We start from the raw sequence: 24,697 nt of genomic DNA, 5'->3' as shown, positions 1-24,697 counted from the left end.
AAGATTGCAATTCGTTGACAGTCGAAGGTGTCGAATTAGACTCGCACGTCAGCGCGTGTATATTTGTAAGAATTTCGCATCCTTTCGCGTCCCCGCTGCTACCGAAACTTTTCCCTTTCTGGTCCCACGGACCCCCTCCGCCAGAGACCCTCGATGATTCATCGCCAGCCTTCCCAACCGTCGTCGGATTCATTTTCCTCGGACGCCGACGCTAGCCTCGCACGCAGTCGGCACCGTAGTCGCCGTGAAAAGATGAGAAGCCGACGCAAGGCATCCCGTCGATTGACGATGGAAGGTCTCGAACAGCGGCAGTTGCTTGCAGCGAACCCACTCGGGCCCATTCCTGGGGCCGACGATTACGATGGCCCACGCAATGTCGGGACGGTATCTTCGTTTAAGTATACGGAGAAGGAAGCGGCTCAAATCCGGGGCCAGAATGATTCGTACCTCGATGCTGAGTTCGTTCCTCTGGGGAATGGCAGCGGCCAGCGGGACACGGTCGACATCAGTGGTTCAGTCAGTTTTCAACAGGTGGGGGGCCAGTTTGTTACTGACATCGATTATTTCAGTGTGGATCTGAAGGCAGGGGATATTCTCGACATCGCCACGATCGGCGCGGCCACAGCTTTCGACGTTTCACTGCCAAGTTCCACTGACCCCAGCCAACCGAGTAGCAGTATCTGGTTTGCACAAGACGGCCAGGATCCCGCTGCCCCGATCACGGATCTCTATCCGATCGACTCACCTCTGCAGACTCTCGGCAATGCGTACGCGGCTCAGGTGGTACCCCGCGACGGACGCTACACGATTTCGGTGTCCGCCTCGACAGGGTTCACCAACTACACCCTGGGACTGCGCACGTATCGACCGGTTACCGAGAGTCTAGCGATCGGCCAACAACAAATCGTCTACTTGGACTTTGATGGTGGTAGTTTCGCACGCGATGAATTCAATCAGAACTTCGCTCTCCCCGGCGTCCCCGTCGGCGGCCGGTTTCGGGTGCCGGATATCAGCCAGACGTTGAATCTCGCTGGTGTGCAAGTTGCATCACCCGATGAGTACAACCAAATTGCCCGCCAGATCACGCAGACGGTGGAACGTCAATTCGCCGACGTCGGAAACTACGGTTCCAACGGCAACTACAGTGCGACTGGGATTCCTGGTCAGTATGGAATTACGATTCTCAATAGTCTCGACGATCCCGATCCAGGCAATAACCCACTTGTCACACGCGTCGTGTTTGGCTCGGTAGCGTCATTCCCTGAGTTCGTGGTGCCCCCGCTGGGGATTGCCCAGACCATTGACGTAGGGAACTTTGATCCGTCTGAGACGGCATTAGTGTGGGTTGACAATGAGGTAGATTTTGTCGCGACCGTGCCCACCGGTGCTTCGATCAGCCAAGCGGATATTCTAGGCTTGGAAATCGGTGCGACGACAACTCATGAGCTCGCCCATACCTTCGGTCTGTTTCACACCGACGGCACTAACCTCATCCCGTCTCTCATTGACGGTGGGGGCACGCTGAATGCCGAAAACGGTTTAGGCGTCGGTGCTGACGGCATTTTGGGGACTTTCGATGACGTACCGGTACGTTTTCGCACCGACATTGTCGATCCAGCGGGCGTGATCACGTTTGGAACACTTTTCAGTCCCGCTTCGCTGTCATTGACGCTGGCCACAGGTAAAGGCAATACCGACGGCGGAACCGGTAGTACCGCGGGCACTTTGTCGGGCCAAGTTTTCTTTGATATCAACGGTGACGGCAACGGTACAGGCGACCCTGGTCTGCCCGGCGCCCGCGTCTTTTTGGATGTCAATCAAAATGGTCAACTCGATGCTTCCGAACCCAGTGCGGTCAGCGGATCGACGGGAACCTATGCAATCTTTGCCGCCCCGGGCACCTACACCATCGTTGCCCAATCGCCGGTATCCGAGACCAGTGCGGATTTAGTGAACGTCGGGGCGAATGGAGTGTTGACCAACAGCGGATCCACGTCCGCTGGGCAATCCTCGATCCTGCCTGGGTCGACAGTGTTCCTCGATTACAACAGCAACGGCACTCAAGACTTCAACGAACCATCGTCTGTTGCCAACAACAACGGTGTGTATGTCATCACCGGTGCCACTCCGGGTTTGCAAACCCTGGTCATCGCATCACCAGGAAACTACGTCGCGACAACGCTAGCCTCTCAGACGGTCACCGTTGGCACCGGCGGTGGAGTTGGGCCCACCTTCGGATTCTCGCAAGTCAATCCAGACGTGACCGGCAGGAAATTCGCGGATCTTAACAACAACAGCACGCTGGATGCTGGTGAGCCCGGTATTGCCGGGGCGTATATTTATGCTGACCTCGACGGCGACAATCGTCCCGATCTCGGTGAACCGTTTGATATCACGGACGCCAACGGTTATTACAAGTTAGATCTGCCGATCCTTGGTCGCCCCTACGCAATTCGTGAAGTCGCTGAGCCCGGGTTCATCCGCACGCTGCCTAACAATGCCGAGGGCGAATATGTGGTGAACTTCACCGGCGCTCCGCTGGGTAGCCATTTCGATTTCGGCGGTCTGCCCTCGCGTGATTATGGCGATGCCCCCGATTCCTACATGACGACCGTTGACGCCGGGGGACCGAGCCATGGTGTCGCTGATGGCTTGACCATCGGGTCGCAGATCGATCGTGAGAATGACGGCCAGCCCAATGCGACGGCCAGCGGCGATGATCTCGTTAATCCTGATTTTGACCAAATCGACGATGAAGACGGCGTGATCGTTACCAGTGCCCTGCGGGCCGGCGGCACGGGCACGATCGCAGTCAGTGTGACCAACACCACCGGTAGTACGGGCTACCTGCAGGCTTGGATTGACTTCAATGCCGACGGCGACTTCCTTGATGCTGGCGAACAGATTCGCAAAGACTTGGTGCTCGGCACGGGGACCTCGAACATTGACATCACCCTGCCAGCCTCATTTGACGTCAACGCTGACGGCACTGACGATGGTGTGCTCGACACATTCAGCCGGTTCCGATACAGCCTGACGGCGGGGCTCGGCGTGGGCGGGGCGGCTGACACCGGCGAAGTCGAAGATCATGCGATTCGGATTTTGGCCGCTGGCAATAACGGTGGTCTGGCGACAGACGACGTTGTGACCGTCCCACAGAATTCGGTCTCTTTTCCGATCGACGTGCTCCGCAATGACAATAATGTCTCCAGTAACCCACTGACGATTTCGAATGTCACATCGCGCAGTGCTGCAGGTGGGATCGTCACGATTCGGCCGGGCAACCCGGGCGAACAGGTCGTGCTGTACTCGCCGCCATCGAACTTCACTGGCACCGACTCGTTCGACTATGAAGTCACCGATAGCTTTGGCAATACAGGTGATGCGACGGTCAGCGTCACGGTTCAGTTTGCGACAGCCAAACCGATTGCCGTGGACGACATTTTCCAAGTCGCCAGCAATGAGAAAAATGTTCCTCTCAACATTCTCGACAACGATATCGCGTCGGTCGGTGGCGGGTTGACGATCACACAGGTATCTCAGGGTACCAGCGGCGGTAGCGTCACGATCGACCCGGCTGGCCGCGGCGTACGATACACACCTGCCGATGGGTTCGTAGGCAGCGAGCAGTTCTCGTACACGATCAGTGATGCTTCGGGGCAGACCTCGCAGATGGCGCGAGCGACGATCGTGCTTACGCCCCAAGCTCTCGCCAACGACAAAGCTGAATTCAAGATTGAGTTGCTTGATGCCAACAATGACACGCCGCTGTTGAGCCTGCAGGCAGGCCAAGAGTTCCATCTGCGTGTCTCGGTCGATGATATTTCGGTAGCTGACTCGGTCGCTGTTCAAGGCCTGCAGTCCGCGTTCACTGATTTGCTCTACACCTCCGAACTGGTTTCACCGGTCGCTGACCCGAACGGCTCGTTCCCATTTGAGATTACGTTCGGGCCGCAGTTCGAGACCCCGTCTTTCCAACTCGGCAATACGCTCACACCTGGAATTATTGACGAAGTAGGTGCCGTTCAAGCACTCAGTGATTTGGTCACGATTGGTAGTTCGGATGACCGCGCGTCATTCACCGGCTTTACCGAACTTTTCACGATCACGATGAAAGCCACCGGCGCGGGACTGGCGACGTTCAAGACCGATCCTGCCGATGCCGCGGTGAGTGAAACCACGCTGATCACACCATCGGGCCCCGAGGTCCTCACTTACGATCAGATTCGCTACGACTCGATACAGATCGAGATCTCACCGCCGGGCGATAATTTCCCGGTCGCCTTGGACGACTCGTTCCCAGTCGGTGTCGACTCTGCTGGCCAAGCGATGGCACCCGGGGTTCCTGCCCGACTCAACGTGTTGACCAATGACTTGATCAGTGCCGGTGATACTGTCACTGGACTGACCATCAAACAGGCACCTGGAAACGGTTCTGTGGTTCGGGTCGATGTGGGAAATGACGGAAACCTGAGCAATGATTATCTTGCCTACACACCTGGGATTGGTGCCAGCGGGTTCGATAGCTTTACGTATATCCTGACTGTGGAAAGTCCTCAGTTCGGAACCGTCAGCAGCGTCGCTGAAGTCACGATGACAGTCGGTGCGGTAGAAAACCCACTGGTCAGTTACGACTTCACCTTCGTCGACGAAGCTGGTAATCCGATCAGCACAGTTCCCGTGGGTCAGCGATTTGGGCTTCGAATTGACGCCATTGACCTAGGTTCAGGCCGTCCACCGACCGAGGCTGTCTTTGCTGGGTTCTTGGATGTTCTTTACAACCGAAACTTCCTGTCAACGATTCCGGTCGACAACGGTGGCAATCCCAATACATTTGACTTTGACGTCGAGTTCGACCCTCAGTTCCTACTCGATGCCGCCGTCGGTGTGAACGATCGCCCGGGCTTGATCGATGAGTTTGGTTCCAACCAGCAGGACTTGGGTGGATCGGGTACAACACTGGCCACGATCTATTTCCGTGGTCAGCGAGCGGGGACCACATCGGTAACGGGATCTCCCGCAGATCGTTTCCCGTTCCAAAGTACGTTGATCGACAAGAATGATTCGCCCGTCGCGATTGAGAATATTCAGTACGATACGGCCTCGATCACAATCACAGGTTCTGCCGAACCACTGCACAACGCCTCGATGCCAGCGGACGTCAATGATGATAATTTGATCACGGCGATCGATGCCCTGATCATCATCAACTCGATGACACGGGTGGAGTCCGAAGGTGAAGATGTCGCCAGCGACGCCAGACACTACTTCCTTGACGTCAACGGTGATGGATTTGTCACCTCAGTCGATGCCTTGCAGGTGATCAACCAGCTCAACAAATCGACAGGCTCTTCGGGTGAGCCGGTAGTTGCCCAAGCGGTCGTGCCGCAACCATCTGAGGGTACGGCAACTGTCGCTGATCCAGTAGCCGAGAGTGCCGTAACCGATCATGTCATCAGTGAGATTAGCGGTCGCGATGTCGACGCTGGCCTGGTAACGCAGTCCCATGAAACTGGCGTGAGCTCACCGGTGGCGTCAGCTTCGGCAGCGGGTGAAGATGCTGACGACGACGATCTGCTGGCTCTGTTGGCCGACGACGTTGCTCGGCAGTGGAGTTAAGCCAATCGTCGATTGAGCTGCCGTCGCCTGACGGCAGCTTGAACAGTTGAATGGGTTCAGTGGTGAGTGCGTTTTTCCAGAAGCGTGCCGCAGACCATGATCTGATAGGATAAATCTCGCCTCCGAGAACGTGGCACGCCGCTCTCGCAGTTCAGCGAGCAACGCCTGAAGGCATTCGCCGGTCTCATAAAATGAGCCGATCGAGCATGAGCGTCGCCAGTCCGAGGACCAAGAAAAAACCGCACATGTCGGTCACCGTGGTCAGCAACGGACCACTGGCGACGGCGGGGTCGAAACCGAGACGTTTCAGTAGCAGCGGCACCGTTCCGCCAATTGAAACGGCGATGAGGGTATTGAAAAACAGCGATACGCCTACCACCAGGCCCAGGTACGGATTGCCGTCCCAGATGATCGCCACAATTGCAACAAGCAGCCCTAGGGCGGCGCCGTTAACCAGCCCCACGGCGGCTTCCTTCATCCAAACTCGCATCATCTCCGTCGGTCGCACCAGACCTAAAGACAGTTCGCGCATGCTGACGGCGACAGCTTGATTGCCGCTGCACCCGCTCATGTCGCTGATGATCGGCAAAAACACGGCGAGCGCAATCACCTGTGCGAGGGTGTCTTGGTAGATCGCGATGACACCTGCGGCACCCACATTGAGCACGATGTTGATACTTAGCCAACTTAGGCGACGGCGGGCCCGCTGCATCAATGGCATGGTGCGAAGTTCTTCGCCGCCAATGATCCCTTGGCTTTTAAGAAAATCGTTTTCAGCTGCCCGAGTTGCTTCGTAGTCGACCGCGTTGCGGTGGACGACGCCGAGCAACCGACCCTCGGTGTCAACGATCGGCACGCCAAGAAAATGGTGGGTGTCGAAGAATTCGATCAAGTCGTCCAGTGGAGTGGAATCCAGCAGCGACAATGGGTCCGAGATCATGATATCGGCAACCGGCTCTGTCCGGCGTGCGAATAGGAGATTTCGCATCGGCACCACACCCACGAGCCGTTCATTTTCATCGGTCAAATAGGCGTACTGCACATCGTAATCACGAAACTCGTCGGCGTTCTCAGACAGGGTTTCGATAACATCCGCGACGGTCGTCGAGCGATTGAATCGGAGGATTTCGCGGACCAGCAATCCGCCGGCAACGTCGTCGCTATAGGCCGCCAATTGCCGGGCAGCGGTGGCGTCGGCGCGTGGCCATGCCTCGAGAATCGCAGCGGCTTGCTCGTCGTCCAAGTCGCCCAGCAAGTCTGCCTGCTCGTCGCTGGGCATCTCATAGACGATAGCCGCCGCTTCTTCGGCTGGTAATGATTCGACCAGTTCAGCCGCTTGGCTCTCACTCAAGTGCCGCAACAGTTCGGCGGCGTCCTCGACTGCCAACGTCGTCAAAACGAGCTGATGGTGGGCCTCGTCGGTACGACTCAGTGCGAGCGCTTGATCACCGGCCGTGAGACTATCAAGGTATTCAGAGAGCGGTTCGGGATCGCCCGCATCGGCCAGCTCTTCGAGTCGTTCCCAGGGCCGATCATTAGCTTCGAGCGGGACTGCATCAGTGCCGGCTGGCTCGAGATCGTGAGGTGAAGAAGAATTGCTCATCTTAGCCCAGGGTCACCTCAGCATAGGTCTCTTCGCTCTCCCACAAACGGATTTTGAAAGCGACCGCACCACTGTCTCCCAAAATTTTGGGGCAGATCTCCTCCAGAAAATGCTTGGCCATGTTCTCTGCGGTCGGATTGCAGTCCAGCTCGTAGATACGATGGGGCTGCGAGCTGCGGATCGCTGCGAGGCCGTTTTCGTCTTGGTCCCACAACACGAAAGCGTGATCCCAGTGCTCATCAATCCAGTTCTTGCAACGCGTTTTCAATTGCTTGAAATCGAGGATGCGCCCGATGGCATCCTGTTCCTGTCCGGTCACGTAGACTTCGAGGACGTAATTGTGCCCGTGCAGGTTTTGGCATTTCCCTTCGTGTCCGACCAGTCGGTGACCGGCACAAAAGGTAAAGCGACGCATAATGGAAATCGACACAGGCACTCGGCGAACAGGAGGACAGCGGCAGAAGTGAATGAGTTTTCTCATTTCAATCTAACGAGTCGACTCGACGGCGCAAGGTGCGTCCCAATCTGCTGAGGGGTTTTCCGTAACTATGCTTGGCGAACGGCCACTGAGCTGCCATACTGTTACCCCGCCTCGCAGCACCTCGCATGCGAATCCCCCTTTCTGAGTTCGTCTGGAGAACCCACTCCGTGGCCAAGTTTTTGCTTTTCCCGCTTCGTTTGGCCGTCGGCTACGGGCTCTCGCCACGCATTCTCGGTTATATCGCCATTGCGATGTTGGTGATTTTGCGCATCACCATTGGTTTCCATTTCCTTACCGAAGGCACCGAAAAGGTCCGCCAAGGGAATTGGTCAGCCAAGCCATTCTTTGCCAATGCCAAAGGCCCCTTTGCTAGCGAGTTTCGGCAAATGGTTTGGGATTACGACGGTGCCACGCGACTGGATCCCCACCAAACCATGGTGATCTGGGCTACCTATCGCGAAAACATTGCTAATCACTTTGGCTTTGATGATAAACAAAAGGCACTTGCCCAAGACAATTACATCACGGCCGTGGAACAGTACGAATATGTAATCGAGCTGGATGCTAACGCAATCGAAGAATACACGCTCGGTCTGGATCGGATCGCCAAACTCGATGCGGATCCGGTACGCGACGGTGTCAGTTCCCTTGGCGGTCAGCGTGAGATGGTCCGGAAAGAGCTCAATAGTTTGGTTTCAGCAACGCTGCAACAGATTGATATGATTTGGGAAAATTACGAAACCGCGCAAAATCAGCTGGCCACCGACGAACAGCTGGCCCAACATAGCCCGTACAAATTAGTGCGTCCGCGACTGGCAATGATGGACACGAGCGTGATCGATCGCATTGTCCCCTATTTTGACATGATTACGGGATGGCTCTTGATACTCGGACTGTTCACGCCCGTAGCGGCCTTGGCTGTAGGTGCATTTTTGTTTTCGGTGTTCCTGAGCCAGTTTCCGCCAACGACGGGGCCGGGTTCGTCAAATTACCAATTGATTGAGAGTTTGGCGTGTTTCCTATTGGCCGCCACCGGTGCTGGACGTTTCGCGGGACTTGATTTCTTCCTGCACCTCATCGTTCGAAAAGTTTACGGTCCCGACGAAGCGGCACGGACCGTCTAGACCACCTCCCCCCCAACTCTAAAAACACTCCTCACGGGACATTGACTGCGATGGTTGATAAACTCTCCAAAGACCAACGTGACGTTGGCGAATCCAATTATTACAACGCCGTGGGTAGCTATTACGACGTCAACCGTCGTGACTTTTTGCGTGGCGTTGTCGCTGCGGGTGCCGTCGGCGGAGCGGGCGTCGGGGCCGCTTATTTCGGTTATGAAAAAATCGCTGATCCGGTCCGGGTGGCCGTTATCGGTACCGGCGACGAAGGGAACGTTTTGATCGGTGGTTGCAACCCTGAATACATCGATGTCAAAGCGATCTGTGACATCCGCCCCTTCGGTCAGCATCGCGCCTTCCACGGTGATTGGTCGAGTTCCTCCGCGCTCAAACGACGTCCTGGGCTGATCAGCGTCGCGGGATACAAAGACGAAGCTGAAGCGAGAAGGAACGTCAAAGTCTACGATGGCACGACCACTGGGGGCATCATGGAGTGCCTCGATAACCCCGACATTGAAGCGGTGATTATCGCCCTCCCGCTATGGCTGCATGCCCCCGTCGCCGCCCAGGCAATGTCACGCGGGCTGCACGTGTTGACCGAAAAGCTGATGGCTCGCAACGTGGCGCAGTGCAAGGTCATGTCACGGATGGCTGGTGAGCTCAAAGACAAACAGGGCAATCCGATCCATTTGGCGACCGGCCACCAACGGCACTACAACATCAAATACGAAAACGCAGTCAATTTGATTCGCTGGGGGCTGCTGGGCCAACTCCACCACATCCGCGCCCAGTGGCACCGCGGCAACTTGCCGGGCTCGGATAGTTGGTCGATGCCAATTCCGGGCGGCGAGAAGATGGCCAACGGGAAAGGAACGTTCGATCGTATCGCCAGTGACCTCGCCTACCGCCAAAAGGCCCTCAAGGAGGCCAAGGATCCCGACGAGATCCAGCGACTGCAGCAAGAGGTCGCGTTGTTCCAAGCGTGGGACGCTGACAAAGCGGTCAACCCGAAGGACTTCGGCTACGAGGACTTTTCCATTGGTGACAAGTTGTTCACCGCAGAAGAAGAACTCCATCGCTGGCGTTTATTTCAGCGGACTGGCGCAGGCCTGATGGCTGAACTGGGCTCGCACCAACTCGATGCCGTCAGCATCTTCCTCAGCTCGTTGCGTGACGATGGCAAGAAGGCCCATCCGCTGACCGTCCACGCGGTCGGGGGACGTGAGATCATGCCTTTGGATCGCGAAGTTCGTGACCATATCTACTGCATGTACGAATTTGCGGGACCAGAATACCCTGCTTCCTTCGATGTGGGCTATTACGACCGCGTGGAAGACTATCCGAAATCGAAAAAGACGAAGACTGGCTACGAACAAATCGATCCTGTCGCGGGCTACAACACCGATCCGAACAAGAAGATCGTGGTGACCTATTCTTCGATCAACGGGAATGGTTTCGGTGGTTGGGGCGAAGTTGTGATGGGCACCAAGGGGACGTTGGTCATGGATAAGGAGACCGATGTATTCCTATACCGTGATAGCGATACCAGCAGCAAAGCGGGTGTCTCCAAGAAGTCGGGTGGTTATGCCCTGGATACCTCCGCCTCAGGCGATTTCGCCGCCCCGGTCGCCCAAGCAGCGACCTCCGGCCCAGTCAGCCGTGGGTACCAAGAGGAAATCGAGCACTGGGCATACTGCATCCGGAACCCAGACCCAGAAAATCGTCCGCGTTGCTACCCTGCCGTCGCCATGGGCGACGCAGTGATCGCGCTGGGGACGAATGTCGCCTTTGCACGTGCTGACCGGGGTGAAAGTGGGTACATGAAGTTTGAAGAATCGTGGTTCGATGTCGACAACGACGCGACTCCCGACGATAGCGATATCGCCGTAGAAACTGAATTCATGAAGAAGCCGGTCGCTTGAGCGACTCAATTAACTCCGGCGGCAACGACCGTAGGTGCAAATCTCGCTGAGGGAACGCAATTTCAATTCCCTCAGCCTGGAACGCTTGGTTGATTGCCGTGTGGAGCTCATGAATGGAATGCAATCGGTTCTCGAGGTCGGCGAGGTAGCACCGTAGAACGAGTTTCAGGGTCGAGTCCCCAAAACCCTCAAAGGTGATGACCGGCCCAGGATCGTCAGCAACCCACTCGTTCTCGCGACAGACCGCACGCAGCACCTCGCAGGCTTGGTTGGTGTCGCTGCCATAGGCGACACCGACCTCAATGACGATCCGATTGGTCGTGTCGGTCAATGTCCAATTGATCAGCCGACCGGTGATCAGGTCTTTATTGGGAATGACCAGTTCTTGGCGATCCCAGTTGGTAACCGTAGTCGCGCGCATTTGGATCCGTGCCACCACGCCCGTGGTATCGCCGAGGGTGACGACGTCTCCAACACGGATCGGTTGCTCGAAGAGCAATATTAATCCGCTGATGAAGTTTGCAAAGATTTCCTGCAGACCGAAGCCAAGACCGACGCCGAGGGCCGCCACCAGCCATTGGATATTGTCCCATCGCAGCCCCAACGTTTTAGCACTCATGGCTAACCCGATGAACATCAACATGTACGTCCCAAGCGTCGTGATGGCGTAGCGTACCGGTTTCTCCAACGGCAAGCGTTCCAACAGGACAGCCTCGATCAATCCCGGTAGGTTCCTCACCGAGGTCAGCGTCAGGACCAGAATTGGAATTGTCCTGACTAAGTCAGCGAGTGTGATGTAACTGATCTCACCCTTCTCATCAATGCTCGGCCACAACTGAATGGCTTCCAGATATCCGACCGCGGGGAGCACAGGCGACCAAATCCACGCGACGCCGATCACCGATCCGATAGACAGGAAGGCGTTAATTAAGCGGCTTGTTTGGGCGTTGATCTCCGACGCCTCCAACGTTGCAGTCGGCTCGACCTCGACACCCGTTTGCCCCAAACGCTCGGACTCCTCGATCCGCTCACGATGGACTGCCCAAGCCAACCGACGACGTTGTGTCAACAACCACCGTCGCGTCGCACCACTGATAAAGAATACAACGATAAACAAGCAGAATGTGAAGTAGAATTGCCGAATCAACACCTCCGCCGCGCTACCGTAACCCATCATCGAAATGATCATAAAAGCAATCGGTGTCCACACGATGGGCAGGAACCAGATGTGTCGCAGTCTCGCCAGCCAACCCTGCGGCGTCTCCTGGATCGAGACCGAGAAGATGCCCTTTTTCGGCTCGAGGGTCCGCCACAGCACCATGCTCAGTAGCCCCATACCGGCCATCAGCATCACGCGGCTGAGAGCCTGAGTGAGTTGGTATCGCCCCAGCTGCGTCGCGGTGATGTTGAGAACCAGTAGTGGTACCCCGATATCGATCAAGATTCTCAACCATCTTCTCAATCCACGAATTGAATCTTCATCGGTCTGAAAATGGGCAATCGCAAGGCCTGATGGGCGCAGCCACTGACGGAGTAGTTCAATGGGCCAGACTGCGATTGCTGCGATCGAGAGCGCCTCCGCTATCGCCTGTACAATAGGCTCGTCGCCTCCGGACGCATGGAAAGCGGCGCCGCAGGTCCACAGTAGAACGACCAGGGGTAGCATCAACACAAACGACAACAACGCCGTCGTTAACGTTGGCTGGAGCGATAGATTCTGTCGACTCGACGCTGTTTTACCGAGTTCAATGATGCGGCGGCGCACCCGACTCCCCAGTAAAACGACGGTGCCGATTGCGAGCAACGCCAACACGATGAGTGCGGGGCGATCCCAAAATCCTTCCGCCAACCGCACACCCAATAGGCGCAGGTATCGGGGGCGAACCATCCACCGAAATGCTTTCCAAGCCGAGGAAATATCCCCCAGATGAAAAATAGACTCGTTACGAATCCAAATGACATGCGAGTCGAGCACGGCACTGAGTGCTATGAGTGTCGCACGTAAATTCTCTAGCTCGCTGCGGCGTTCGGCGAGTTTGGTCAGGTGAGTTTGAAGGTCGAGGATGAATTTCCCGAGCAACCCCGCCTCGGCGCTGGGAAGATGAGTCGATGCGCGACTCGTGCCCAGTAACACGCGGTCAGAAAACACCTCCATCGGCAACTCACCGGCGACCGAATCATCCATGCCTTGCAAGCTCATTTCGAGTTGCCGCTGGAGATCGCGACGTTTCTCGATGAGTGCATCGATCATGTCAATCTGACCGCTGATATGATTGATCGACGGCAGTCGATTCTTCATCAATTGGAGCTGCAGTCCCATGCTGCTCGACAATCGTTCGCCTCCGCGTTTCGCAGCGGCGATTTGCGCTTCGGTTTCTGCGAGTTGTGCAGACCACTTAGCCGATTCCAGTTTTTCCTTGGCCAAGCTCCGGTCGGCATGATCGGTCTCACCAATGATTTCCACCCATAGATCGCCCAGCCGCAAAATCTGCGACTGCTCGGGCTCCCCGCCCGCATTGGTGACCTGTCGCTCGTACTGCCTGAGCTCCTCTCGAATCTGACTCTGCCGGCGGTCTTTCAAGAGACCGGACCAACGATCGTAGGTTGCCTCGGCCTGCCGCACATTGCGTCGCTCGGCGGCCAGTTGCAAAGGCAGTAATTCGGCCTGAGCTTCATAGAGCAACTGTTCTCGCACCAATAAGCTCAGACGCTCTTTGGCCGCGTCAATCTGCGCGGCCCGCAGTGACTCACGGACATCTTGGAGGCGTCCATTGGGATCATCGCTAAATTTGCCGACGGAGGTTGCTTCCAGTGTTTCGATCTCGCGCCGCAGCGCGGTGATGTCCGCGGGCAGCTTCTCCAATCGCGTTGTCCGGGTCGCAATGGCAGCTTCCGCCTTTTGCAAACGCTCGCGTGCCTCCGCCAACGCCGTCGTCGCCTGCAGTTCGTTCTGCTTGACTTCTTCAATTGAAAGGTAGTCGTTCTCGCCAGGCTCGACCTCGTCGAGTGGTTTGTTGGCCAGGCGTTTTGCGGCGGCTTTATCCGATTCAATACTCGCTATCGATTTTTCAACCCCCGCGAGTGCATCGGCGATGGCCCGCTGATCGACAAAGACCTTGGCGAGTTCCTGCAGTGCCGCCAGTACGAGGTCGCGCAGCATCGGGTCCATCGTTTCGTCAGCGGTCACCCGCTCGATCTCAGCAGCCACGGAGTTTGCACTGGTCAGCGGCGCAGGCTCGACAACCTTGGTGTTGGTGTCGGAAGTCCCTGCGTTCGAGGCGGTCTTCGCGTCGTCCTGGAGGGGCCTCACGAAGGCGACTTGTCGCATCGGGGTGGGGCTACCCAGCGTGGGGCTACCCAGTGATCCGGCACCTGGGAGCTGCGCCACCGCGGGAGCGCCGACGAAGCCTGCGATGATGGCAATCACCGCAGCGAGCGCCGGATCCCGGCCTGCGCTCACGACACGGAGCATTCTAACGTAGCCGCAACGGACTGGGGCTGCGGTGCAGTGGCAGAATGCAAAACGAATGGGTCTCATGAGTGGCAACATGTGGGCAGTGTCGGAAATCGGGCGCCCACCCGAAAGCCCAAAAACATGTCGATCGGTCTTGAAACCAGCTTGTGAAATCTGTTAGCCGTTCTGATCTATGGGTAAATCCTTTCATCATTCACGCTTTCCCGCCGAATTCATCATGCGGTTTTTTCGCTGCTACCTGGCCATTGTGCTCAGCATGGGGGGCTGCGTTTTTGCGTGGACCGATGCAAGAGCTCAATCGCAGTCGACGGTGGGAAACCAGACCCAGCACGTTCTACTTAATAACGATCAAGTGCTCTGCGGAAATGTCTATCGACAAGGAGCGTCGGTCATCGTGCGACGCGGCAACGAAGCTGAATTGACATTGCGGACCGCGCAAGTCATCGCAGTGGCTGATACTCTGCCTGAACTCTATCAAGCTCGCATCGAGGCCCAACGTCGTCGCTCCTCGGCGACCCTAGGCGAGCGAATCAGTGACGTCCGGTGGTGCATCGATAATGGCATGCCTGCCCACGCTACCGAAGCTTTGATGAGTGTCTATGCCGTCGCGCCGAATCACCCCGTCGCCATTCAGCTCGAGGGCCGGTTGCGGCGTCTGCTGGAACAGCCATCGCCATCGGAAACGTCAATGGTTGCGCCCGCCGGCTTCCACAGTGATCCAGGCAGCAAACACGCGGTTCAAAATATGGGCTATGCTGAGGCTGAAGCGATGTCGGTCGTCGCGCCACTAGATGCCACACCCTTGGTTCATGCTTCATCCGCTCCAGCGGCACTTCACGAATTCACGTCCAAGATCCAACCGATATTGCTCTCTCGCTGTTCCCAATGCCATCACCAGCAATCCGGAGTGACGACGAACTGGAATCTCGATCTGCCCCCGGGCGGAGCGATGCGTATGACTCAGCGTGGCAGCCTCGCGAATCTGAACGCGACGCGGCCGCTATGCAATCCGGCTCACCCGCAACAGAGCAAGCTCTATCTGCATGCGATAACAGCCCACGGGGGCAAGCCGACAGCGAAACCGCCCATCGCCGAACACGAAGCCAACCTCGCTAGAACCTTGGCTAATTGGATCGCCAGTCTCGAGTTAGAGTCCCAGCAGTCCGAGGGGGTTCCCGCTGCTAGCCACGTCGCCCCTGCGAGTTTCGCAACCCGCGTCGAACCCAATTTCCCGCCGCTCAATCCAATCAACCCAGCCGACGTAGCCACGTCACTTGCCAGCCCCGCGCCGACTCCCGCGATGGCGGGTCAGCAAAGCGATCAGGGTGCGGTTCATGATTCTGCAAATCAAGTGCGCCCGCTCCGTCTACCGACGGTGGATAACCCCAACGATGTCGAACAGTTCAATCGGGAAACCCGTCTCCGCCGCCGCCTGGGACTGCACTAAACGACCGCTCGATCGCACGCACCCCGGCGAATCCGTTTCATACAGCGATTGGTCGCATCGGCAACGCCCGGCCTTCGCTCTGCTGACGCTGTTTCGTGAGCACCCGTGGTGAACCGGAACCGCAGCCTCCTCGGAGCATGATTCTGTGTGAACTGGGATCAATCTGCACGAGTCCGCACCAACGAGCCGAGCGACGCCTGTGGATCAGCGGAAACGCTTGGTATCATGCGGCAGCATGAGAGGGGCCGGGTGCGATTGCTTGGGCCGCAATTCTCTTCTGGCGTTCTTCACTCTGGTTTCTATTCAGCATGGCCCATAAAAAAGTTGTCATTCTTGGGGGTGGGTTCGCAGGTATCAACGTGGCGAAAATCCTCGGTGGCGATATGAATTGCCACGTGACGATGATTGATCGTGGCAATCATCACCTGTTCCAGCCACTGCTCTACCAAGTCGCGATGGCGGGGTTGAATCCATCGGACATCGCCTCGCCGATCCGCTCGATGCTGCGGCGGTATGACAATATCTTTACTCTCATGGCGGAAGCTCAACAAATTGACGTCGAGCGTCGTGTTGTGATGACAGACTTCGGCGATCGGGAGTACGACTATCTCGTTGTCGCATGTGGGGCAACTCACGACTACTTTGGACGTGACGAATGGGAGGAATTCGCACCTGGGCTTAAAACCATCCCTCAGGCAACGGAGATTCGTCGCCGTGTACTGACCGCGTTCGAGGCCGCCGAACGCACGTACGACTTGGAGGAACAAACCAAGTGCATGACGTTCGTGTTGGTGGGAGGCGGCCCGACGGGCGTTGAACTCGCTGGCGCGATCGCGGAGATGGCGCACAACACGCTCAAAAAAGATTTTAAGACCATCGATGCCACGCATGCCAAAGTGATTTTGGTACAGAGTGGCGACCGAATTCTCAAGCAGTTTCCCGCATCGCTGTCGGCTTACAGCAAAGACGCGTTAGCATCGCTGGGGGTCGACGTGCGATTAGGCAGCCGGGTGACAGACATTACCGCTGATGGCGTTCAAATTGGCGATGAATTTATCGCAGCGAAAACCGTGATTTGGGCGGCAGGGGTGAAGGCCAACCCCATCGGGAAATCGCTGGGGGCGGAACTGGACCGCGCCGGTCAGGTTGTCGTAGGAAACGACCTAACGATTGCCGGACACCCCGAGGTGTTCGTGATCGGTGATCAGGCAAGCGCAAAAGATGAGGATGGCAAGATGTTACCGGGTGTGGCACCGGTCGCAATTCAACAAGGTCAATACGTGGGCAAGCTGATTCGACGCGAAGCTGCCGGTAAAGCAACGGTACCACGTCGGCCGTTTCACTATCGCGACAAGGGGCAGGTAGCCACCATCGGGCGACGTCGCGCCGTCATGCAGAGCGGTCGCTTGCGGCTGACGGGGTCAATCGCCTGGCTGGGCTGGCTGTTTATCCACATTCTCTATCTCAATGGATTCCGCAATCGCCTCTTTGTGTTCTTCTCATGGGCGTGGTCCTACGTGACCTTTGCTCGCGGGGCGAGATTGATCGTGCCCAAACGCTGGAAAAACAATATCAATTAAGCTGCTTCACCGATCCAGCTTTGAAGCACTTCCGCTGCCAGGGCAGGATCTCGCTCGACGAGTTCGATAACGTCGGTCGGGAGTGAGCAGACATGGACGGTCTGCTGCGCCGGGCGATTGGCAGGAGTGGCAGGACGCTCGTCATAGCCTTCGTCAACCCGCTCTTGGGCGATAACTGCCGGACGTCTACCGCCGAGCCACGATTGAATGGCCCCGCGAACAATCAGCAGCGTCATCCCAGCGAGTGATAATACAGCGATGGTTTGCCATGACTCAGCTAACCAAGTCAACGCAGCCTGGCCAGGAGCGGGGACGCGGGAGATTTGTTCAGGGAGGTCAGGGTAGTCCCATACCTCCACTAGCGGTGCCGATGCGTCGACTGCTGTGACATCGGGCAGCAGTGGCAACACCGCGGACTGAATCGCCAGTTTGGTGGAATCGCGAAGCTCCTGCAGCCTATCATCGGTCAACGCATCCAAGTTTGCTGCACTCTTTCCTGGATGGTTCTGTAGGAAGTTCTGCAGATGGACTTGGCGATAGTAGCTCGACGGCAAACCGATCGAGACCCGGATCCGTTTGACTGCGAGTGCTGCTGTGCGGGTGGTCTCATATTCCTGGCCGGCGATCTGATCGGAGGAGCTTTCGTCCACTTGCGTGACCGATGAGCGCGACGGAGAATCGATTTTGACGGACCGATTGCTTGTAATCAGCGCGCTGATTTGTGCCCCGATGCCTCCGTTGGATTGATCGCGGGACGATTCGGTTTCAATCTTGCGGCGGGTTTGTGTCAACTTCGTGGGCTGGCTATCGAACTTGAGACTCGCTCTTTCAACACCCATGCTGGGATCGATATCCGCGAATGTCTTGACACGGATCTCGCCATAGCCCGCCAGCTGCGAACGGATTTTCTGTTCATAGTAGGCTTCCTCTTCCCGCCGCTTTCTGGAGAGGGGATCATCATTGTCAAAGTCCCCAGGCAGCGTTGATGCGTTGGCATCGGTGACTTCGACATCATCGATTGACATGCCCGCAAAGGAGGCGCGAATCATCTTCTTGATCATTTGGATGCGCGCCAGTGAGAGTGGCTCAAGCCCTTCGGGTTGGACGAACACACTCGCGGATTGGTTGCGTCCGCGTCCCAGCCCGATCCGTTCGCCTTCATCATAGGTGACGTTTGCAGAACGCACGTCCGGAAACTTAGCGATATCGTCACTGAGGTCGCGTTGTTTGGCGTGACTGACGCGGGTCGAGCGCTGCTCACTCGACTCAAAGGGTGTCGAAGAATCGATGGCCGCTTGAACATGCGAGCGGAGCGACGTGGGAAGTGCCGCAGATGCTTCGAGTGCTTCCAAGAATTCGCTGCGCTGGGCCGACGGAATCAGCATCCGCCGGCCATCGCGTTTCCAACCGGTTAAGTGTGCGCTGCCGAACGCCATTTCTGCGGCGTCAAGGTCGTTGTCGTCGAGCAGTTTTCCGCCGAGCAAGTATTCGGTCTGGGAGGAACCATTTCCACGAATGAGAAACCCCAGTGCCATCACCATGGCAGTGACGAGCAAGACCGCGATGATTCGCGAATGTACCGGCATCGCCGCGAAGACATTGCGAAACTGTTCGAGGGATTTGGGGAGCATGGGCATCCGTTAGATTTGAATCTGCTGAACTTCGCGGTACGCGTCCATCAACTTATTGCGAATTTCCATCAACAGGTGGAATGCCAAATCCGCTTTTTGCGCGGAACTCAACAATTCGGTTTGATTGCGGCCAACGCTCGTTCCATGCGCTCGCGCGAGTGAACTTGCCTGCGTTTGCATCGCTGCGACTTCGTTGACTTGATTCGTCAAAGCATCGGCCACTCGCTCAACGAGGACACTCCGCGACTGCTGAGAAGAATGCGCCGGATGGGCGTGAGCGAGATCGAGTGAAAAACCGCGGTCGCCGCTGGTGGTTGCCGTCCCCGGCAATGTTCCTGGACGCGCCTGTACGAACGAGGGCAGAGGTGGTGGCGTGATGGGCGGCAGACGCAGCGGCGAGGTCATTCGCGATTCAGGCGGCTCGGCGTTGGGATTGCCGATAGCGTGGTAGCCGAGCGGTGACGGCGGCCCCGCCCTGAGGGCAGTTCTGCCACACCAACTCAGCGGCCATCGCCGCGGCAACCATGGGTAATTTGCACGCCCGCATTTCGACGTCGCTACCCGTATCGGCAATCTCCAGCTCCACGCCGGTGGGGGATTCACATGCTGTGATCGTGAGTTCACCTCCCGATGGCATCTCCACAAGTGCTTGGCGGACGAGACTGTCGATGAGCTGGCTCAACGACGCCGCGTCGAAGTTCACTCGCAGATCCATGTCGATATCGACCTCGAGGCAAATCGGGGCGGGGTGCTTCATCAAGAGATTCGATGCGATCGATTCAACTAAAATTGCAAAGGGTTGGTTGGCATCATTGCCGGTCAATAGATATGACATGGTAGGATTCCGTTTCCTCCGAGAACGACTGGTCCCCAGTTCGTTTTGGCGAACTGGTATTTCAGCGTGTCATTACGCTGCGTCTTGGCTGTTAGCATTCTTTGAGCGTGCACCGCAACCCCGATTCGTCCGCAACCTGTCCGCCCATTGATGACCGCACTGCCAACATCCCAGGTCGATCGCCGCCAATTTGCTGGTTGGGGGCTCGGAATTTTAGCAGTCACTCCGATTACTTTCGCCGGGATGCTCGGCTGCAATAAACGCAATCCGCCCGCTCGTATCGCTCGGTATCGTATCGCCGGACCGTCGATGAATCCAACGTTTTGGGGTTGTTCGCGAACGCTGATTTGCCAGTCGTGCGGCGTGACAATTCGCGTCGATGAAAAGTTACTGCAACTGGCCATCGAACAAGCCTCGGCAGTTCGGCACTCGTCGGCGTGTTGGCACTGCGGCACCGCACTGGCTCAAACCCAGCTCACTGCGGCGTTGAAGGCGTCCGCGTTGCCTCCGGATGTCATCGATGTCAGCGCCTGTGTGCCCACGGATCTCCAGGACGGCGACATTTTATTGGTGGAGAAACACGGCATTCACGTCAAACGATTACTGGGTAAGCCGGGGCAAACCGTGTCGGTGGACGACTCGGGACGGCTGTTAGTTGACGGACGTCGGCCTGCCTTTCCCTCCATGCCCCACGTCGCAGTCGATCGGGATCGACTCCGCGTGTCATCGCGGTGGCAAGCGGTGGGAGAGAAGGCAACTTGGCAACGACGCGCCGACCGGAGCTGGTTGGCCCAGGGTGATTCCGGTTGGCTGGCGTATAAGCATCAAAACGTCTACCGCGCTGCGGGACCGGGACGAGTTTTGGACGACTATCCAGGAAACTTGGGGATCGAACGCTCACTCTATCCCGCCGATGGGTTGTCGCTCCGGTTTCAGCTGTCGACACCAAGGAGTGTCGAACCGACCAAGGTGAAAGTTTGGGTTGCTTACTGGACTGCCCAAGGAATCGATGTGCAGCATCAAACGGTGGTGGTTCACGACGCAATCGATGTGGCGGCAACCACGAAGCCAACTTCCTCCGCGGCACGTGAGCGAACTGCCTCGACAATGGTGCCCATCGATCTCCTTTCGCCCCCCCAGCCGATTGGCGTACGGCTGTCTTCGTCGGCTGAGCGGAGGGTTGAGATTCGAGATCTGAGTGTAAACCGCGACGTGTTGTACCGAATCAATCCCACGGCACCGCCCATCGATGTTCCCGCAAGCAACCGACCGCCGAAGTATCCGTTTCAGCTAGATGGCAACGAATGGTTTGTCGTTGGTGATAACGTCCCGCTTTCCATCGACAGTCGATCTTGGGGGGTGGTCAGGACTACGGATATTCTCGGACGCGTTCAATCCCCCTATAGCGATAGGTAGTGCCGGCGTGGATGCAGAGCCCCAGCGGCAATACCTACGCCGATGCGTGCACGACTGCTTCGTCGATCGCTTGACGCAACTCACCGCAAAACTTGCCGACGACCTCAGCAGCAGCGGCGGCGGAGTCGCCGCCGGTCTGTTGGGCGTTGCGGGTAGCCTCGGCGATCCGCCGCACCACGGCCGAACCGACGATCAATCCATCGGCGATCGGGGCAAGTTGAGCGGCAGTTTCTGGACCGCTGATACCGAAACCAATACAGATCGGTAGATCCGTCTGTTCACGGAGCCAGGACACGTTGTCGACGAGGTTGGTGGGCAGGGCAGTTCGCTCACCGGTGATCCCCGTGACGGAGACATAGTAGAGAAACCCGGTGGTTAGATCGGCAATCCGCCGCTGGCGATCACGCGTGGTGGTTGGGGTCACGAGCTGGATCAGATCAAAATCGGCGTCTCGGCAGATTTGACTTAGCGGTGCCGCTTCCTCGACGAGGAGATCGGGGACGATCGCGCCGCTGTAGCCGGCCGCCTTGGCTCGCTCGACATACTTGGCGATGCCAATCCGGTAGATGATCGAATAGCTGACCATAGTGACGCGGGGCATCATGACCGCGCCGGTGCCACCTGTCTGCAGATCTCGACCGAGGTCAAAGACGTTCTGCAGGCGGAATCCCGCGTCGAGGGCGCGTTGATAGGAGGCTTGGATCACGGGGCCGTCGGCGATTGGATCGCTGTAGGGAACCCCGACTTCACACAAGTCAGCACCAGCGGCTTGGGCAGCCTGAATTACCGCAGCGGTGGTCGCAATGTCGGGGTCGCCTGCTGTGACGAAAGGCATCAACGCTTTGCGATTTTGTTGGGCGAGTGTGGCAAACAAGCGTTTTAAATCGGACATGCCGTGGACCTGGGCGTCAAAGTGGTTGTGGAATCGGCCCCAAGGTTAGATTCTCCGCAGCGGTTGGGCAACATCTCGATGGAATAACTTGGTTGAAGCGACTACCGTAAACCCGCGTCCTTCATCAACATCTGCAAGTCCGCCCAGGCCGCACGCTTGGCATCGGGATTCCGCAGCAGGTAGGCCGGATGATAAATCGCGATCACCTTACTGTCGTGATACTGATGAAACGTCTGCCGCAGACGTCCAATGGACAATTTGGACTGCAACAGCGCCTGGGAACTGACGGCACCCAGACAGACGATGTATTCCGGACGCAACAGCTGCAGCTGTGTCTCGAAATATTCACGGCAATTCGCGACCTCGTCGGGCGCCGGATTGCGATTACCCGGTGGTCGGCATTTGACGGTATTGAGGAGATAGACGTCTTCGCGTTTAAGTTGAATCGCTTCAATCATCTTGGTCAGCAACTGTCCTGCCGCACCGACAAACGGTCGGCCAGTCTTGTCCTCCTCGGCACCGGGGGCCTCACCGAAAAAGACGAATCGCGGCTGCGGGCTGCCTTCGCCAAATACCGTCTGTGTCCGGCAACTCGCCAGTGCCTTGCAGCGGGTGCAGCCCGCCACACTCTGGGAGAGCGAGTCCAGGGCGGTAACAACTTCGGCGACTGGCAGCGAGACACCGGGGTACGGTGCCGAGTTCACACTTGATGAAGCCACTGGCGTCAGACGCGACGGCGTCGGACTGGGTTGCTGCCGGTCGCGGGGACGCTCCTGAAGTGTCGGGGCCAAAGTTTGACTAGCAGCCACATGATTTTCCGGTAGCACTTCGGATGCCCCAGCCGAGGTTACTCCAGCCGAGGTTACTCCAGCCGAGGTTACTCCAGCGGAGGTCGCCGGGGACGTAAATTGGGCAGCCAGCGTCTGTTCCCAGGAAGCCATCGATGCGGCAGCGGAATTCGGCACAAACCGCAGACCACTTCGCTGCAGGTGAGCAAGCAACTCGCCCGAGGCGGCGAGAATGTCGCCGGAAGATTGAAACGGGCTCACGAATTCGTGTTTCCCAGGGCCATCGGTGGAGGGGGGAGCATTCAAATCGCTGATCAAAATCGAGTTTTCGTCATGTTCACGCCACCATGGCATTCTGAAATTGCAACCCAGAGTCTACCATGGCGGGTCCGTGCAGAACAATTGTCTTGAATGATTCTGTCGGTCGGCCCCGTTCCCGCTCAAGCCTTCACCCGCTCATTGATTTTTTCGGCCTCAAAATGCCTGTTCCTCAAGTTGCTATCGTTGGCCGACCAAATGTCGGCAAAAGCAGTCTATTCAATTGGCTGGCTCGCCGTCGTTTGGCGATCGTCGATGATTTCGAGGGTGTCACACGCGACCGCATGACGACCCTGATCGAAACCGATGACCGCTATTTTGAATTGGTCGACACCGGGGGGATGGGCGTTGAAGATGCCGACGACCTCACCGCAGACGTCAAGCGTCAAATTGAACTGGCGATCGCCTCCGCTGACGTGATTGTGCTCGTCGTCGACGTTCAAACCGGAATCATGCCACTGGACACCGAGGTGGTCGAGCGACTGCGTGGTGTCGAGCGGCCAGTGATTCTGGTGGCCAATAAGACAGATCAAGACCACCAGGAAATTCATGCCGAGGAGTTCCGCACGCTCGGGCGAGGCATGCTGATTCCGGTCAGTACGATGCAGAACCGCGGCCGCGATGACCTCTTGGAGGCGATCGTCGATCGGTTGCCGCCCGAAGACGAGACGATTCGTCCGGAATCGTCGATGAAGCTGACGATCGTCGGTCGCCGGAACGTCGGCAAGAGCACCTTCGTCAACACGCTCGCCGAGTCCGATCGGATGATCGTCAGTGAAGTCGCGGGCACCACCCGCGATAGCGTCGATGTCAACTTTGAGATTGATGGCCAGACGTTCACTGCGATTGATACCCCGGGCTTGCGAAAGCGTAAGAGCGTGCGTACCGATTTGGAGTGGTACTCATCGCACCGTGCTGCGCGGAGTGTGCGCCGCGCCGATGTCGTGTTGATGTTCTTTGATGCCACTGAGAAAACGAGCAAGGTGGACAAGCAGCTCGTCGGGTACGTCATCGAGCATCACAAACCCGTGATTTTCGTGGTTAACAAGTGGGATCTCTACGCTGGTCAAGTTCCGACCGAGAAGTGGGTACGTTACCTGCGGCATCAATTCACGACGCTGTCGTACGCACCCATCGCGTTTATCACGGGGCAGTCGGGCAAGAACGTCAAGACGCTACTCAACCACGCGACGATGTTACACAAGCAAGCTCAGTCGCGTGTGACCACAGGCGAGCTCAATCGGGTGGTGCGAGCGGCGATGGACGTCCATCCTCCGGCGTTGTATCAAAACCGCCGCCCCAAGATTTTTTACGCCACGCAGGTCTCGACCGAGCCGCCAACGATCGTCTTGATGTGCACCGACCCGAATGCCTTCACGCACGACTACCAGCGTTACCTGTTGGGTTGGTTCCGCGACCATTTGCCCTTTGGTGAAGTGCCGATCAAGTTGTACTTTCAAAAGCGAACCCGGGCGGAGGAGACCAAGCAGGAAGGTCGTTCGAAATCACGCTGACGCCCTTCCTGCCGGATTTTCCTATAGAAAGGGCTCAACCGGTCGCCCGGAATGTGCC

15 protein-coding genes are annotated in these 24,697 nt (G+C 57.2%); 7 read left to right on the top strand and 8 right to left on the bottom strand.

The features are described 5' to 3' along the window. Positions 1-153 precede the first annotated feature (153 nt). A complete protein-coding gene (locus Poly21_RS21640) occupies positions 154-5,619 on the top strand; it encodes an Ig-like domain-containing protein (protein ID WP_302120081.1) in 5,466 nt (1,821 codons plus the stop codon). Positions 5,620-5,803: 184 nt separating this feature from the next. Here Poly21_RS21640 and mgtE read toward each other — a convergent pair whose 3' ends face one another. Continuing rightward, a complete protein-coding gene (gene mgtE / locus Poly21_RS21635; protein ID WP_146409133.1) occupies positions 5,804-7,222 on the bottom strand; it encodes a magnesium transporter in 1,419 nt (472 codons plus the stop codon). A 1-nt stretch (position 7,223) separates the two neighbouring features. After that, positions 7,224-7,637: a 6-carboxytetrahydropterin synthase QueD gene (queD, locus tag Poly21_RS21630; protein WP_146409132.1), complete on the bottom strand. Its 414-nt coding sequence runs from the start codon at positions 7,635-7,637 to the stop codon at positions 7,224-7,226. A 233-nt stretch (positions 7,638-7,870) separates the two neighbouring features. On the opposite strand from queD, the gene Poly21_RS21625 reads away from it, so the two are divergent. Beyond that, positions 7,871-8,827 carry a DoxX family protein gene (locus Poly21_RS21625; RefSeq protein ID WP_146409131.1) on the top strand — a complete coding sequence of 319 codons (957 nt, stop codon included), beginning with the start codon at positions 7,871-7,873 and terminating at the stop codon, positions 8,825-8,827. Positions 8,828-8,877: 50 nt separating this feature from the next. Continuing rightward, positions 8,878-10,743 (top strand): Gfo/Idh/MocA family protein, encoded by a 1,866-nt coding sequence (locus tag Poly21_RS21620; RefSeq protein ID WP_146409130.1) that lies wholly within the window; start codon positions 8,878-8,880, stop codon positions 10,741-10,743. Here Poly21_RS21620 and Poly21_RS21615 read toward each other — a convergent pair. Then, complete coding sequence (locus Poly21_RS21615) at positions 10,721-14,215, bottom strand: mechanosensitive ion channel domain-containing protein (RefSeq protein ID WP_302120076.1); 3,495 nt, start codon at positions 14,213-14,215, stop codon at positions 10,721-10,723. The genes Poly21_RS21620 and Poly21_RS21615 overlap by 23 nt on opposite strands. A gap of 220 nt (positions 14,216-14,435) precedes the next feature. Between Poly21_RS21615 and Poly21_RS21610 the strand changes: the two genes are divergently transcribed. Further along, positions 14,436-15,665, top strand: a complete 1,230-nt coding sequence (locus Poly21_RS21610; protein ID WP_146409128.1) for a hypothetical protein — start codon at positions 14,436-14,438, stop codon at positions 15,663-15,665. Positions 15,666-15,973: 308 nt separating this feature from the next. Beyond that, positions 15,974-17,245, top strand: coding sequence for an NAD(P)/FAD-dependent oxidoreductase (locus tag Poly21_RS21605; RefSeq protein ID WP_146409127.1), 1,272 nt, complete (start codon positions 15,974-15,976; stop codon positions 17,243-17,245). Here the strand turns inward: Poly21_RS21605 and Poly21_RS21600 are convergent. Genes Poly21_RS21600 through Poly21_RS21590 form a run of 3 tightly spaced genes read right to left on the bottom strand, consistent with a single transcriptional unit; the run spans position 17,242 to position 19,711 of the window. Next, on the bottom strand, positions 17,242-18,876 hold the full coding sequence (locus Poly21_RS21600; RefSeq protein WP_146409126.1) for a beta-cystathionase: 1,635 nt from the start codon (positions 18,874-18,876) through the stop codon (positions 17,242-17,244). The genes Poly21_RS21605 and Poly21_RS21600 overlap by 4 nt on opposite strands. 9 nt (positions 18,877-18,885) lie before the next feature. Continuing rightward, positions 18,886-19,281, bottom strand: a complete 396-nt coding sequence (gene fliE, locus Poly21_RS21595) for a flagellar hook-basal body complex protein FliE (RefSeq protein WP_146409125.1) — start codon at positions 19,279-19,281, stop codon at positions 18,886-18,888. A gap of 7 nt (positions 19,282-19,288) precedes the next feature. Beyond that, a complete protein-coding gene (locus Poly21_RS21590) occupies positions 19,289-19,711 on the bottom strand; it encodes an ATP-binding protein (RefSeq protein WP_146409124.1) in 423 nt (140 codons plus the stop codon). A gap of 150 nt (positions 19,712-19,861) precedes the next feature. Here Poly21_RS21590 and Poly21_RS21585 point away from each other — a divergent pair, with 150 nt between their 5' ends. After that, positions 19,862-21,127, top strand: a complete 1,266-nt coding sequence (locus Poly21_RS21585; RefSeq protein WP_146409123.1) for a S26 family signal peptidase — start codon at positions 19,862-19,864, stop codon at positions 21,125-21,127. A 34-nt stretch (positions 21,128-21,161) separates the two neighbouring features. On the opposite strand, the gene trpA is transcribed toward Poly21_RS21585, so the two are convergent. Together trpA and Poly21_RS21575 are read right to left on the bottom strand one after the other, a co-directional pair. After that, positions 21,162-22,019, bottom strand: coding sequence for a tryptophan synthase subunit alpha (gene trpA, locus Poly21_RS21580; RefSeq protein WP_146409122.1), 858 nt, complete (start codon positions 22,017-22,019; stop codon positions 21,162-21,164). A gap of 101 nt (positions 22,020-22,120) precedes the next feature. Beyond that, positions 22,121-23,068, bottom strand: coding sequence for a uracil-DNA glycosylase (locus Poly21_RS21575; protein ID WP_302120072.1), 948 nt, complete (start codon positions 23,066-23,068; stop codon positions 22,121-22,123). A 218-nt stretch (positions 23,069-23,286) separates the two neighbouring features. Here Poly21_RS21575 and der point away from each other — a divergent pair, with 218 nt between their 5' ends. Continuing rightward, positions 23,287-24,639, top strand: a complete 1,353-nt coding sequence (gene der, locus Poly21_RS21570) for a ribosome biogenesis GTPase Der (protein ID WP_146409120.1) — start codon at positions 23,287-23,289, stop codon at positions 24,637-24,639. Positions 24,640-24,697 lie beyond the last annotated feature (58 nt).

The sequence above is a fragment of the Allorhodopirellula heiligendammensis genome (assembly GCF_007860105.1).
Classification (GTDB): Bacteria; Planctomycetota; Planctomycetia; order Pirellulales; family Pirellulaceae; genus Rhodopirellula; species Rhodopirellula heiligendammensis.
Note: the sequence above shows the minus strand (reverse complement) of the source record. Positions and strands in the feature narration are given on the sequence as shown.

What these genes read in the sequence shown, in the direction of transcription:
- Poly21_RS21610 (WP_146409128.1), top strand. Translation starts at nt 14,436, where the DNA reads ATGCGGTTTTTTCGCTGCTACCTGGCCATTGTGCTCAGCATGGGGGGC.
- Poly21_RS21615 (WP_302120076.1), bottom strand. Translation starts at nt 14,215, where the DNA reads ATGCTCCGTGTCGTGAGCGCAGGCCGGGATCCGGCGCTCGCTGCGGTG.
- Poly21_RS21620 (WP_146409130.1), top strand. Translation starts at nt 8,878, where the DNA reads ATGGTTGATAAACTCTCCAAAGACCAACGTGACGTTGGCGAATCCAAT.
- mgtE (WP_146409133.1), bottom strand. Translation starts at nt 7,222, where the DNA reads ATGAGCAATTCTTCTTCACCTCACGATCTCGAGCCAGCCGGCACTGAT.
- Poly21_RS21640 (WP_302120081.1), top strand. Translation starts at nt 154, where the DNA reads ATGATTCATCGCCAGCCTTCCCAACCGTCGTCGGATTCATTTTCCTCG.
- Poly21_RS21600 (WP_146409126.1), bottom strand. Translation starts at nt 18,876, where the DNA reads ATGCTCCCCAAATCCCTCGAACAGTTTCGCAATGTCTTCGCGGCGATG.
- Poly21_RS21590 (WP_146409124.1), bottom strand. Translation starts at nt 19,711, where the DNA reads ATGTCATATCTATTGACCGGCAATGATGCCAACCAACCCTTTGCAATT.
- Poly21_RS21585 (WP_146409123.1), top strand. Translation starts at nt 19,862, where the DNA reads ATGACCGCACTGCCAACATCCCAGGTCGATCGCCGCCAATTTGCTGGT.
- queD (WP_146409132.1), bottom strand. Translation starts at nt 7,637, where the DNA reads ATGCGTCGCTTTACCTTTTGTGCCGGTCACCGACTGGTCGGACACGAA.
- der (WP_146409120.1), top strand. Translation starts at nt 23,287, where the DNA reads ATGCCTGTTCCTCAAGTTGCTATCGTTGGCCGACCAAATGTCGGCAAA.
- Poly21_RS21605 (WP_146409127.1), top strand. Translation starts at nt 15,974, where the DNA reads ATGGCCCATAAAAAAGTTGTCATTCTTGGGGGTGGGTTCGCAGGTATC.
- trpA (WP_146409122.1), bottom strand. Translation starts at nt 22,019, where the DNA reads ATGTCCGATTTAAAACGCTTGTTTGCCACACTCGCCCAACAAAATCGC.
- fliE (WP_146409125.1), bottom strand. Translation starts at nt 19,281, where the DNA reads ATGACCTCGCCGCTGCGTCTGCCGCCCATCACGCCACCACCTCTGCCC.